Origin of the sequence: Nitrobacter sp. 62-23, from assembly GCF_001897285.1 — a bacterium.
Classification (GTDB): Bacteria; Pseudomonadota; Alphaproteobacteria; order Rhizobiales; family Xanthobacteraceae; genus Nitrobacter.
On sequence record NZ_MKSM01000010.1, the window covers coordinates 25365 to 38037 of the forward strand.

Consider the following 12673-nt stretch of genomic DNA (forward strand, 5'->3'; position numbering starts at 1 on the left):
GTTACGACGCGAGCACCCGGCCGACCAGCAGTATTAGCTTATAGCAGGAATGCGCCGGAAAGTGTTAGCAAGGGCGGAACCGCGATCATGACGATCGGCGACTTCACGCCGCCGCCTGACCGCCCAGCGCCGAAACGATCGTGTCCACGACTTCCTCGACCAGGGCACGGTCGTCGCCCTCGCCCATCACGCGGATCACCGGCTCGGTTCCGGAGGAACGGACCAGCAGGCGGCCATGACCGTTGAGACGCTTCTCGCCCGCGGTGATCGCCGACTTGACCTCGGCCCGATCCAGCGGCTTGCCGCTGCGGTAGCGGAAGTTCTTCAGGATTTGCGGGAGCGGTTCGAACTTGTGGCACACCTCGGAGACCGGGCGGCCAAGCTTCTGCACCATGGCAAGCACCTGAAGCGCGGACACGAAGCCGTCGCCGGTGGTCGCATAGTCCGACAGGATGATGTGACCCGATTGCTCGCCGCCGAGGTTGTAGCCATGTTTCAGCATCTGTTCGAGCACGTAGCGATCGCCCACCGGCGTCCGCACCAGCGCCAATTCCTGATCCTGCAGGAATCGCTCAAGACCGAGGTTTGACATCACGGTGGCGACAATTCCGGGCCTGGCCAGCCGGCCGTCTTCCTTCCAGCTCTGCGCGATCACGGCGAGAAGCTGGTCGCCGTCCACCACATGGCCACGCTCGTCGACGATGATGACGCGGTCGGCGTCGCCATCGAGCGCGATGCCGATATCGCCGCGCATCTCGCGAACCTTGCGGCACAGCGCCTCCGGCGCGGTGGAACCGCATTCCTTGTTGATATTGAAACCATCGGGCTCGACGCCGATCGGAATGACATCGGCGCCCAGTTCCCACAGCGCTTCAGGTACCACCTTGTAGGCGGCGCCGTTGGCGCAATCGACCACCACCCGCAACCCGTCGAGACTGAGTTCGCGGGGCAGCGTGCGCTTGGCGAACTCGATATAGCGATCATGCACGCCGTCGATGCGGCGGGCGCGACCCAGGCTCGCGCTCTGCGCCAGCTTCCTGTCGAGGTTTTCGTCAAGCAATTGTTCGATCTTTTTTTCGACCTCGTCGGACAGCTTGAAGCCCCGCGGTCCGAACATCTTGATCCCGTTGTCCTCGAACAGGTTGTGCGAGGCCGAAATCATGACGCCGAGATCAGCGCGCATCGACTTGGTCAGCATCGCCACAGCCGGCGTCGGCATCGGGCCTAGCAGCAGCACATCCATGCCTACCGAGGTGAAGCCCGCAACAAGCGCATATTCGATCATGTAGCCGGACAGCCGGGTATCTTTTCCGATCACGACGCGGTGGCGGTACTCGCCGCGCTGAAATACCAGTCCGGCCGCCTGCCCGACCTTCATCGCAAGTTCCGGCGTGATCAGGCCATTGGCACGACCGCGAATGCCGTCGGTTCCAAAATATTTGCGGCTCATCCTACCCCCACGACGTCTTCAAATCTCACGCCGCCCTGAAGCTGGTCCGCCGAATCGTTGGGCCACAAGCATAGCGCGAAGCCGCTTATAACGCCCGGATAGCTAAAACGACTTCAAAAAATATAATGAATCGTTACCGACACAGGACTACAAAACGACTGTTCCTCCGAAGAAGGTACATTAACCTCCGTTTCGGAGCAAACTTCCGCGCCTGAGGTTCGGTTTGAGTTCCGTTCCACCGCCTCTGCTTCACCGCCTATTTTAGTGGCGACCAGCCGATCTGTCCTTTGTCTGCCGCTTGGCGGGTGTCCTTGCGGGGGCCGGCTGGGTTACACTCACGGGGTCAGAGCCGGGAAACGACTCTCTCAGGCCACGATCGAGTTCCTCATCCAGTTCCTTCTTGGATTTCGCCCTTTTCTTCTGGTCGTCCTTCACAGCGTGGCCGCTCGTCATGGCGCTCTCCTGTAACGAAGGTATAACGACGCGCGGCGCGCTCCGTTCCTCCGCGACGTGGAATCGGGCCGATTTTCGCGAGACTCCGCTCTCAGCCCCAGCCCAGCGCCAGGGCGATGCGATAAGTAACGAAGGCGGCGAGATAGGCCAGCGCCAGCATGTAGAAGAACGTAATCAGCATCCAGCGCCAACCGCCGGTCTCGCGCTTGATGACGGCCAGCGTCGAGGCGCATTGCGGCGCGAAGACATACCAGGCCAGGAACGCCAGCGCGGTCGCAAGACTCCATTGCGAGGCAAGCATGTGACCGACCTGGTCCGCCGCCTCCTTGCCACCCTCGATCGCATAGACGGTGCCGAGCGAGGCCACCGCCACCTCGCGCGCGGCCATGCCGGGAATCAGCGCGACGCTGATCTGCCAGTTGAAGCCGATCGGCGCGAGCAGCGGTTCGATCCAGCGGCCGATCATGGCCGCAAGGCTGAAATCGATGGCGGGTTCGGTCGCGCCCGCCGGCGGACGCGGAAACGACGCCAGAAACCAGATCAGCACCATCATGGAAAAGATCGTGGTGCCGGCGCGTTTCAGAAACGCCATCGCGCGCTGGTAAAGATTCATCAGCACGCTGCGCAATTGGGGCAGCTTGTAATCCGGCAGTTCCAGCATGAAAGGCGGCGTCGCGCTGTCACGCCAGAAAAAGCGGTTGGCCACGAAGGATACCGCGAGCGCGCTGAAGATGCCCATCGCATAGAGCCCGAACATCACGAGCCCCTGCAATCCAAGAACGCCCAATACCGGCCTGTTCGGTATGAAGGCGGCGATGATCAGCGTGTACACCGGGATGCGTGCCGAACAGGTCATCAGCGGCGCGACCATGATGGTGGTCAACCGGTCACGCTTGTTGTCGATCACCCGCGTCGCCATGATGCCCGGAATCGCGCAGGCAAAACTCGACAACAGCGGGATAAAGGCGCGACCGTGAAGTCCGGCGCCGCCCATGATGCGATCCATCAGGAACGCCGCGCGCGCCATGTAGCCGAGATCTTCAAGCAGCAGAATGAAAAGAAACAAAATGAGGATCTGCGGCAGGAACACGAGGACGCTGCCGACGCCGGAGATCACACCATTCTGGACGAAGCTCTGCAGCAATCCCTCCGGCAGCACGGTCGCCGAGAACGCCCCGAGCGCATCGAAACCTTGCGTGATGAGTTCCATCACCGGCTCGGCCCAGGCGAACACCGCCTGGAACATCACGAACAGCAGCAGCAGCAGCGCGACCATCCCCCACACCGGATGCAGCAACACGCCGTCCACGCGCGTGGTCCACGTATCGGGTTTGGCGGGCTCGCTCACGGAAGCGCGGATCACGCGATCAGCTTCGCGCTGCGCCGCGCGCAGGTCGGATACGGCGGGCGTCGTCCAGTCGCTCGCGACGATGGCGCCAGCCGGCTTGCCGACGATGTCATCGATATGCCGCAGCAGATCGTCGATGCCGCCGCGCCGCACGGCGGTCGACGTTACCACCGGCACACCGAGTTCGGCGGAGAGCTTGTCGAGATGGATGTCGACCCCGCGCCGCCGCGCGATGTCGATCATGTTCAGCACCAGCAGCATCGGACGGTGCACGCGCTTCAATTCGATCACGAGGCGCAACGCCACGCGAAGATTGGTGGCGTCGGCGACGCAGAGCAGGAAGTCAGGCGGGCTTTCGCTCGCAAGCTTGCCGAGAATGACGTCGCGGGTGATATCCTCGTCGGGGCTGCGGCCCCGCAAGGAATAGGTCCCCGGAAGGTCGATCAAGTTGACCCGGTGACCGGATGCGGTTTTCAAAACCCCGGACTTCCGCTCCACGGTGACGCCGGCGTAGTTGGCCACCTTCTGCCGGCTGCCCGTGAGCGCGTTGAACAAGGCGGTCTTGCCGCTGTTCGGCGTCCCAACCAGGGCGATGCGCCAGTCATTTACGTCGATAACGCTCATGCTGTGGTTTTCGCCGCTCGCTCGAGAGCGCCGACCATGATCGCCATGGCTTCGCGCCGACGCAGCGCGATCGTCGTGCCGTTGACGCGAACCGCGATCGGATCCCGGCCGATCGGCCCCTCATGCAGGATCTGCACCGACGCGCCTTCGACGATTCCGAGTTCGAGAAGGCGCCGCTCGATCTCGACCGCCGACACCCCGAGGTGATCGCCGTCGACCATGATCGCACTGACCCGGCCGCTAAAGCCGCGTTGTGCAAGGCCCAGCGGAGTGGTCTCCGCGGCGTCAGGAATGATGGTATCAAAATCGGGCATAATGGTCGCTGCTTTGGGTAACGCTTCTATCAAGTGGATCAAGCTCCCGTGGGGGTCAAGACAAAGAGCATTGATTGGGCGCCGATTAGAATAGTTAAAAATGGAGGACACTCACGTCGCGAATTGAGCCATCCGGAGATCGGCCTCGACCAGCGCGCGTAATTCCGGCGTCACCACGGGACGTCGCCCGAACCACAGTTCAAATCCGCGCACCGCCTGATGCAACAGCATTCCGAGACCGTCGGCGGTCTTAAGGCCGAGCCCCTTCGCCGCTGCGAGCAGCGGCGTTTCCAGCGGAACATAGACCAGGTCGGCGACCACCGCATCCGATGGCAACAGCGGCAGTTCGACGCTCAGCGGAGGTTGCCCTGCCATGCCGAGCGAGGTGGTATTCACGAGCAGCCCGGCGCGCGGCAGCACATCATCGAGTCCGTTCCAGGCCAGCGGCATGACCGATCCGCCAAACTGATCCGCAAGCGCGTGCGCCCGTTCCATCGTGCGGTTGGCGAGATGGATGCGTTTGATGCCGCGTTCGATCAGGCCGAACACCACGGCGCGCGACGATCCGCCGGCGCCGAGCACCAGCGCATCATCAGTGCTATCCCAGCCCGGCGCAGCGACATCCAGATTGCCGATGAACCCCTCGACATCGGTATTGGTAGAGCGCAACGCCTCGCCTTCATAATAGAGCGTGTTGGCGGCGCCGACCGCTCTTGCGCGCGCGTCGGGTGCGGTCAGTTGCAGCGCCCGCTCCTTGTGCGGGATCGTGACGTTGGCGCCGACGAAGCCCTGCTTTGACAGATTCATGACGAATTCGGCCAAACCCTCGGGCGGAATCGCCTCGATGCTGTAACCGCCTTCGATGCCGTACAGGCGCAGCCAGTAATGGTGGATCAGCGGCGAACGCGAATGCGCCGCGGGCCATCCGATCAAACAGGCGGCGGGGACTTTACTCTCGGCTGACATGACTCTCGACTGACATGGCTCGTCCCATCGCAGGGCGCGCGCGCCTGACGATCGGGCGGCGCGACCGGATGAGATCATGCAAGGCGCGGCCGCTGTCAATGCCGCGGGCCGCAATCGCCCGTGGCAGCGGATACCGCAAGTCGCCCGGCGCGGCTCAGGGCAGCGGTTGCGCTTCCTTCGCGGCGTCGGATAGCGCATGGCGGGACGCCTTGATGTCGGCGACGGCGCGCGCGATGCTCTCCCGGAATTTCGCGCGCGGCGGCCTGACCCCATGGGTCAGGAGCGCCCGTCGCACCGCCGGCGACGCTCCTGTGACGAAAAACGGAATGCCCTGCCGCCGCGCCTTGGCGGCGATCCGGCTGATGGCGTTCGCCGCGGTGGAGTCGAGGAATGGAACTGTGGCGAAATCCACGACGAACGCCTTTTGTCGTTCCATGATCGCATCGAGGACCGAGCCGATCTCGGACGCCGCGCCGAAGAAGAATGCCCCGGTGATGCGGTAGATGACGACGTCCGGATCGGCCACCAGCGTGGCATCGTAGGGCTGGCGATCGCCATCGGCATCGTCGGCCTTGTCCTCGGCCACCAGCGGCACATTGGCCTCGACGCTGGTGGTCTGCGCCATGCGGTTGATGAACAGCACCGCGCCGAGCGCGAACCCGACCAGAATGCCCTCGGTAAGATCGCGGAAGATGGTCAGCAGGAAGGTGGCGAGCAACACGACGGCGTCCCCCCGCGATGTGCGGATCAGGGTCGCAAATTCGTGCTTCTCGACCATGTCCCAGGCGACAACCGCCAGCACCGCGGCCAGCGCCGCGAGCGGAATGTAGCTCGCCAGCGGCGCTGCGATCAGCATGAACAGCAGCAGGAACGCCGAATGCAGCATCCCCGCCACAGGGCCGCGAGCGCCGGCGCGGATGTTGGTCGCGGTCCGCGCAATCAGTCCGGTGACGCAGATGCCGCCGAACAGCGCGGAAGCGATGTTGGCGACGCCCTGGGCCATCAGTTCGCAATTCGAGCGATGCCGCCGTCCGGTCATGCCGTCGGCCACCACCGCCGACAACAGCGACTCGATCGATCCCAGCAGCGCGAACGCCACGGCGTCGGGAAACACCGCCTGCATTTTGTCGAGAGAGAATGTCGGCCAGACCGGCCACGGCAATTCACGCGGAATCCCACCGAAGCGCGTGCCGATGGTCTCCACCGGCAACGACAGCGCCCATGCGGCCCCGGCGGCGATCACAATCGCGATCAACATGCCGGGCCACGTCGGCCGCAGCTTCTTCAGGCCGACGATGATAACGACTGCGATGACGCTGACCGCGACCGCGGACATGCTGACGGTGTCGCCGGCCCGCGCCAGCGCCGCGAGCTTCGGAACAAGCCCACTCGGCTCCTTCGCCAGCGTGATTCCAAGAATATCCTTGATCTGGCTGGCAAAGATGACGACGCCGATACCGGCGGTGAACCCCACCGTAACCGGATAGGGAATGAACTTGATGTAGGTGCCGAGCCGCATCAGGCCGGCGGCGATCAGCAACACGCCCGCCATCAAAGTCGCGAGGATGACGCCGTCAATCCCGTGACGCTCGACCGTCAGCGCAACCAGCACGATGAACGCGCCGGCGGGACCGCCGACCTGAAACCGGCTGCCACCGAACAGCGAGATAAAGAATCCGCCTATGATGGCGGTGGTCAGGCCGCGATCCGGCGTGACGCCGGAGGCGATGGCGATGGCCATCGACAGCGGCAGCGCCACGATCGCCACCGTGAGTCCAGCGACGACGTCGGCGCGGAAATCGGCGCCGCGATAACCCTCACGCAACACGGTGAGGAGTTTCGGCGTGAACAGTTCTGCGAAACTCGGCTGGCGGATAAGGTGGGGTCGTCCCTCAGCAATGTTCATCCCGCACTCAGTCCTCGCATCGCGCGCAGGTCGCCGATAAGTGCGGTTCGGTGACCGTATCAGCCGCCGGGACGGCGCGGAGGTCCCGGCTGTTTCAGGCGCACACCGCGCCCGCCATCGTCGCTGCGCGCATGTTCTCCGATCAACTCGACGCCGGCGCGATTGAACGCGTCGACCACTTTCACCAGCGTATCGACGACGCCGCGCACCGGCCCCTCGCTCGCCTCCATCCGCTGGATGGTCGGCAAGGACACTCCCGCCAGCGCGGCGAGCGTTTTCTGGTCAATGCCCAGCAGCGCACGCGCCGCTCGCATCTGAAAGGATGTGATCAACGCTCGATATCCATATCTAGGCTATTATAAGTGATGTCTGAGATCATGACAATAATGTAAAATACATCATTACCATCGCCAGGACAAGGCGGCCAGCGAGGTTCCGGCGATCAGGCGCGCAGAACTCCCGGGCGGCGGCGCATATTTCGCAAAAGCGGAGACCGTTTTTGGCCGTTAGCGAAGCGGCTACCGGTTCGCGTCAAGAAAACGCGTCAAATCAAAAGCATAGAGCTCAGCTTCTGATTCCATCAGAAGCGGAAAGGCTCCAGTGGCCGCGTCCTTTGCGATCAAAACACCCGCAAATTCTCGATGGAGAGCAAAGGCTCTAGGCGGCGACCCGACGCGCGGCAATGATCTGGTCGGCGGCCCGGCCGTTGACTTCGGCCATGCGATCGAACTGGCGGGTAAAACTCCCCGCTCCCGCCGTCGCCGACCGCAGTTCGACGATGAGATCGCCGATCTCGGCTTCCGGCATCATCGCACGCACGCAGTCCCAGCCGGTCCAGCCCTCACGGGTATCGAAGCCGAGAATCTGGCCGCGCCGCGCCGACAGGATGGCATTGATCTTCGCGGTCGCCTCGCTTGGACAAACGATCTCGACGACATGGATCGGCTCCAGCAGCACCGGCTGGCATTGAGGCAGGGCCTCGGTCACACCGATGCGCGCCGCCGTGCGGAAAGCCTGATCCGAGGAGTCGACGCTGTGATAGGAGCCGTCGATCAGCGTCACCTGCACGTCGATCACGGGAAAGCCGAGCGGGCCGCGTGAGAGTCCGTCCACCACACCTTCCTCCACCGCGCCGATATAGTTGCGCGGCACCGCGCCGCCGACGATCTTGTCGATGAAGACGAAGCCTGAACCGCGCGGCAACGGGGTGATTTCCAGAACCACGTCGCCGAACTGGCCATGTCCGCCAGACTGTTTCTTGTGGCGTCCGCGCTGGGTCATGGATTTGCGGATGGTCTCCTGATAGCCAATCGCAGGCGGGTGCGATTTCACGTTGACGCCGAAACGATCGTGCAGCCGCTCCAGCGCAACGCGCAGATGCATCTCGCCCTGCCCCCACAGCACGGTATCGTGGGTCTGCGCATTGTGAACGACGGCAAGCGAAGGGTCTTCCTCGTTGAGCTTGGCGAGAGCCTGCCCGAGCTTGACATCGTCCTTGCGGTCTCCGGCCGCGAGCGCGATCGCCAGCACCGGCGCGGCCGCCGCGACGCTGACCAGCGAAGGCGGCGCGACCTTGGCGGTCGTCAGCGTATCGCCGGTCTTCACGGCGTCGAGCTTGCCGAACGCGATCATCTCGCCGGCTTCAGCCGACGCCCGCCTGGTTTCCTGCGCACCGGTCGCGGCGAGAATGCCGGAGATTTTTCCGCCCTCGCCGGACGACGCCAGCACCGCGGCGCCATCGTCGAAACGGCCCGTCAGCACCCGCGCCAGCGACAGCTTGCCGCCGTGCTGAAGGTGCACGGTCTTGAATACGTAGGCCAGCGCTTCCTTGCTGTCGGCCACGCCCAGGCGCTTCGCGGTCGCGCCGATGCCTGGAGCCTCGTGCCGGAGCGCCTTCATCAGACGCAACACGCCATTCTCCCGCGCAGCCGAACCGAGCAGCACCGGGCAGATCTGGCCTTCGCGCAATTCGCGAGAGAGATCGTCGAACACAGCATCACGTGGCGGCGGGATATCCTCGAGCAACTGCTCCATCAGCGCGTCATCGTGATCGGCGAGTTTCTCCAGCATGGAGAACCGCGCTTCTTTTTCACGGTCGAGATCGCCACCGTCCAGTTTGACAATCTCGGAGGCCATGTGCTCGCGATAGACGAAGGCGCGCTCCAGCGCGAGATCGACGAAGCCGGCGATCAGGTCGCCGTTCCAGATCGGAATCTGGCGCAACACCAGCGGCGTCCGTGACGCCGGCTGCAACGTCGCCAGCGTTTCGCGAATGCGCTTGTTCGCCTTGTCGATTTTGTTGAGAAACAGAAATCGGGGAATGTTCAAATCTTCCAGTTCGCGCAGAATAATCTGCAACTGCGGCAGCTTGCGTTCATCCGCCTCGCACACCACGACCGCAGCATCGACCGCGGGAATCGCGGCGCGCATGTCGTGCGCGAATTCAATCGAGCCCGGGCAGTCGATAAAGGAATAGGTTTCACCCATGAAACGGGTGGCGGCCGAGGCCAGCCCGACGCCCATCTTGTGCTGGCGTGCTTCGACACTGGCGTCGCCGACGCTGGTGCCCTGATCGACGCTGCCTGCTTTGGGGATTGCGCCCGTTCGGGCAAGGATGGCTTCGAGAAGTGTGGTTTTACCGCTTTGGAAAGGGCCCACCAGTGCAATGCACCGGGAGCCCTGTGCCTGGGTGCCCTGGGGGGTACCTTGTGGACCTCTAAGGTCTGGTCCCATCGCCGCCTCCTGATCGGGAAGTCGGCCCATGATTGGGTCGGCGCAGTGATGCTCCTCCCGCGCTCAGGTTTTGGCAAGCGGGAAAACATCGTGCGGCAAAGTGAGGCGCACCAATAGCGGTTTCAAAATGCTGCGGGGAGCCGACCCGCACGACTCACCAAAAGTTGTCAACGCCCCGGACGCAATTCCAGCGCAGCGAGACCGGCCGCAATATTGAGACCGACCTGCCCCTGTATGCTGAGCGGTTGCAGGGCGATCGAATTGGCGGAGCCGCCGATCAGGACGTTGCCGCCAAGTCCAATGCCGACCGAAGCACTGCCTTGCGCGCCCGCGTAGTCGCCGGAGAGATCGCCGGGGCCGAGCCGCGCCACCGGCGCGTAGACGGCCCAGGCCAGCGCCGATTCCTCGGTGATGCCGAGATCGACGCCGACTTTGCGGATCGTGGCGACATAGCGATCTTCGGGCATGCCATTCATGTGAAACACGCAGCCGAGATGGGTCACGGAGCCGACGATAAACCCGACGCTGGCTCCACCGCGGCATTCGAGGACGCCGACCTTGACGCGCTCTCCGGGCTGCTGCGCAAGAGCACCCGCGAGCGACACGACTAACGCCGCCGCGACGCCGATCAGAACTGGAATACCGCGCATGAAAAACTCCGATGAATGTGATGCGTCCCCTGTCTGCCGCGCATATGGCGGAGATATTTTTATTGCATACCCACCCGCCTCTCGCCAGACGCGAACTTGCGACCATGAACACTAAAAAAGAGGCCCGCTTATCGCGGGCCTCTTGGTCTCGATCCGATCGGCACGGGTTGCCGGTCTGTATGGCGGGGATGATGACGACGGTGATGCCGCTTATGGTAGCGGGGAGCCGGTCGCACATTCGCCGGCCGCAAGTCGACATCCACAATGCCGGCCACGGCGCTGAGGCCAGTCTGGCCCTGCAGGCTCAGCGGCTGCAACGAAATCGAATTGTCCGATCCGCCGACCAGCAGGTTGGCGCCGATGCCGACGCCGACCGTGGCGTTGGCGCCGACCCCGCCGAAGTGACCGGCCAGCGCGCCCGGGCCGATGCTGCGGCTCGGCGCATTGACCACCCAGGCGAGCCCGGTCTGCGCCGTCACGCCGAGGTCCAGGCCAAAACGCTGGACCCGCGCGATATAGGGCTCAGGCGGCGCGCCGGTATTGCTGCGGAAGATGCACTGCAATTCCGTCGTGGAGCCGACCACATAGCCCACGTTCTGGCCGCCCTCGCATTCGAGGATTCCGGCCTGAACCTGATGACGCTGGGCATGGGCGCCCGCAACGGACACCATGAGCATCACGGCGGCCACGGCGGGAAGTCTTGGGAAACGCATGAGTTGATCTCCGCTGGGAAAAATTGGGAAGGCGGGTGAGCATGATGGAACCGCCGTGTCCAAAACAAGGCGGCTGTCACATCGTGGCATCAAAATGCCGGCAACGTTGCTAAAACTTCCTGAAAGGTCGAAAATGGCGACAGCTACGCGAAACACAGCTCCGCGAAACAAAGCATGGCCGTACCGTGTACTTCAGCCACTGCCGTCGTCGTCGCGAACACAAGGCCCCATAATCCGCGACATATGCAAGATGGCGCGAGGCTGAGCCAATCTCGCATCTTCGCCTGACGACAGCACAGCTTATGGGTCGCTGTTTGGGCGAGTGACGACTTGTGGTAAAACGCGACGCGGAGCCCGCCCTCAGCGCAAGCTGTCGCAGAAGCGCTGGATGCGTTTGCAGGCGTCCTCAAGATCCGCGGTTCTGGTCGCGTAGGAAATGCGGAACGCCGGCCCTAAGCCAAACGCCGATCCCTGCACCACCGCAACCCCTTCGGCCTCCAGCAGTTCGCTGACAAAATCCTCGTCGGTCTCCAGCTTCTTGCCCGATGGCGTGGTCTTGCCGATGGTCCCGGCGCAGGACGGATAGACGTAGAACGCACCTTCCGGCCGCGGGCAGTCGATGCCCTTGGCCTGGTTCAGCATCGCCACCACGAGGTCGCGGCGCTGCTTGAACACCTTGTTGTTGACGTCGATGAACTCCTGCGGCCCGTTCAGAGCCTCGACCGCGGCCCATTGCGAGATCGACGACGGGTTCGAGGTCGACTGCGACTGGATCGTCGCCATCGCCTTGATGAGCTGCGCGGGGCCGCCGGCATAGCCGATGCGCCAGCCGGTCATGCAGTAGGCTTTCGACACCCCGTTCACCGTCAGCGTGCGGTCGAACAGTTTCGGTTCGACCTGCGCCGGCGTGGTGAATTCGAAATCATCGTAGATCAGGTGCTCGTACATGTCGTCGGTCATGACCCAGACCTGCGGGTGTCTCACCAGCACATCGGTCAGGGCTTTCAGCTCGGCGCGCGTATAGGCCGCGCCGGTCGGGTTCGACGGCGAGTTGAGGATGATCCACTTCGTCGTCGGCGTGATCGCCCGCTCCAGCGCTTCGGCCTGCAGCTTGAAACCGAACTCCGCCGTGCAGACCACAGGCACGGACTCGCCGCCTGCCAGCGCCACCATCTCGGGATAGCTGACCCAGTACGGCGCGGGAATGATGACCTCGTCGCCCGGATTAATCGTCGCCATCAGCGCGTTGTAGAGAACCTGCTTGCCGCCGGTGCCGACGATGATCTGGTTCGGCTTGTAGGTCAGGCCGTTCTCGCGCTGGAACTTGGCGATGATCGCCTCCTTCAGCTCGGGGATGCCGTCAACCGCCGTATACTTGGTCTTGCCGGCCTCGATCGCATGGACCGCCGCCAGCTTGATATTGGCCGGGGTATCGAAATCGGGCTCGCCAGCGCCGAGGCCGATGACGTTCCGTCCCTCCGCCTTGAGCCGACGCGCTTTATCCGTGACCGCGATC

11 protein-coding genes are annotated in these 12673 nt (G+C 63.5%); all 11 read right to left on the reverse strand.

Annotated features, from left to right (window positions below):
- Positions 1-103: 103 nt before the first annotated feature.
- The gene (gene glmM, locus BGO16_RS01590) at positions 104-1450 is read right to left on the reverse strand and encodes a phosphoglucosamine mutase (protein WP_292616603.1); all 1347 of its coding nucleotides are present in this window, start codon (positions 1448-1450) and stop codon (positions 104-106) included.
- A gap of 261 nt (positions 1451-1711) precedes the next feature.
- Positions 1712-1903 carry a hypothetical protein gene (locus BGO16_RS01595; RefSeq protein WP_292616604.1) on the reverse strand — a complete coding sequence of 64 codons (192 nt, stop codon included), beginning with the start codon at positions 1901-1903 and terminating at the stop codon, positions 1712-1714.
- A 91-nt stretch (positions 1904-1994) separates the two neighbouring features.
- Positions 1995-3875 carry a ferrous iron transporter B gene (locus BGO16_RS01600; RefSeq protein WP_292616607.1) on the reverse strand — a complete coding sequence of 627 codons (1881 nt, stop codon included), beginning with the start codon at positions 3873-3875 and terminating at the stop codon, positions 1995-1997.
- Complete coding sequence (locus BGO16_RS01605; protein ID WP_292616609.1) at positions 3872-4189, reverse strand: FeoA family protein; 318 nt, start codon at positions 4187-4189, stop codon at positions 3872-3874. Before BGO16_RS01605 ends, BGO16_RS01600 begins: the two co-directional genes overlap by 4 nt.
- Before the next feature lie 111 nt (positions 4190-4300).
- Positions 4301-5155, reverse strand: coding sequence for a shikimate dehydrogenase (locus BGO16_RS01610; RefSeq protein WP_292616611.1), 855 nt, complete (start codon positions 5153-5155; stop codon positions 4301-4303).
- Between the two features lie 154 nt (positions 5156-5309).
- Positions 5310-7061, reverse strand: coding sequence for a SulP family inorganic anion transporter (locus BGO16_RS01615; RefSeq protein ID WP_292616613.1), 1752 nt, complete (start codon positions 7059-7061; stop codon positions 5310-5312).
- A gap of 59 nt (positions 7062-7120) precedes the next feature.
- On the reverse strand, positions 7121-7393 hold the full coding sequence (locus BGO16_RS01620; RefSeq protein ID WP_292616616.1) for a helix-turn-helix transcriptional regulator: 273 nt from the start codon (positions 7391-7393) through the stop codon (positions 7121-7123).
- A gap of 325 nt (positions 7394-7718) precedes the next feature.
- Positions 7719-9794: an elongation factor G gene (locus BGO16_RS01625; protein WP_292616633.1), complete on the reverse strand. Its 2076-nt coding sequence runs from the start codon at positions 9792-9794 to the stop codon at positions 7719-7721.
- Between the two features lie 167 nt (positions 9795-9961).
- Entirely contained in the window at positions 9962-10444 is a 483-nt protein-coding gene (locus BGO16_RS01630; protein WP_292616618.1) for a DUF992 domain-containing protein, read from the reverse strand.
- A 128-nt stretch (positions 10445-10572) separates the two neighbouring features.
- Positions 10573-11157: a DUF992 domain-containing protein gene (locus BGO16_RS01635; RefSeq protein ID WP_292616621.1), complete on the reverse strand. Its 585-nt coding sequence runs from the start codon at positions 11155-11157 to the stop codon at positions 10573-10575.
- 360 nt (positions 11158-11517) lie between these two features.
- Entirely contained in the window at positions 11518-12672 is a 1155-nt protein-coding gene (locus tag BGO16_RS01640) for a pyridoxal phosphate-dependent aminotransferase (protein ID WP_292616625.1), read from the reverse strand.
- Position 12673: the final 1 nt, after the last annotated feature.

Bases quoted from the DNA above. Each gene is read 5' to 3' on its own strand.
- glmM (WP_292616603.1), bottom strand. From the start codon at position 1,450: ATGAGCCGCAAATATTTTGGAACCGACGGCATTCGCGGTCGTGCCAAT.
- BGO16_RS01595 (WP_292616604.1), bottom strand. From the start codon at position 1,903: ATGACGAGCGGCCACGCTGTGAAGGACGACCAGAAGAAAAGGGCGAAA.
- BGO16_RS01600 (WP_292616607.1), bottom strand. From the start codon at position 3,875: ATGAGCGTTATCGACGTAAATGACTGGCGCATCGCCCTGGTTGGGACG.
- BGO16_RS01605 (WP_292616609.1), bottom strand. From the start codon at position 4,189: ATGCCCGATTTTGATACCATCATTCCTGACGCCGCGGAGACCACTCCG.
- BGO16_RS01610 (WP_292616611.1), bottom strand. From the start codon at position 5,155: ATGTCAGCCGAGAGTAAAGTCCCCGCCGCCTGTTTGATCGGATGGCCC.
- BGO16_RS01615 (WP_292616613.1), bottom strand. From the start codon at position 7,061: ATGAACATTGCTGAGGGACGACCCCACCTTATCCGCCAGCCGAGTTTC.
- BGO16_RS01625 (WP_292616633.1), bottom strand. From the start codon at position 9,794: ATGGGACCAGACCTTAGAGGTCCACAAGGTACCCCCCAGGGCACCCAG.
- BGO16_RS01630 (WP_292616618.1), bottom strand. From the start codon at position 10,444: ATGCGCGGTATTCCAGTTCTGATCGGCGTCGCGGCGGCGTTAGTCGTG.
- BGO16_RS01635 (WP_292616621.1), bottom strand. From the start codon at position 11,157: ATGCGTTTCCCAAGACTTCCCGCCGTGGCCGCCGTGATGCTCATGGTG.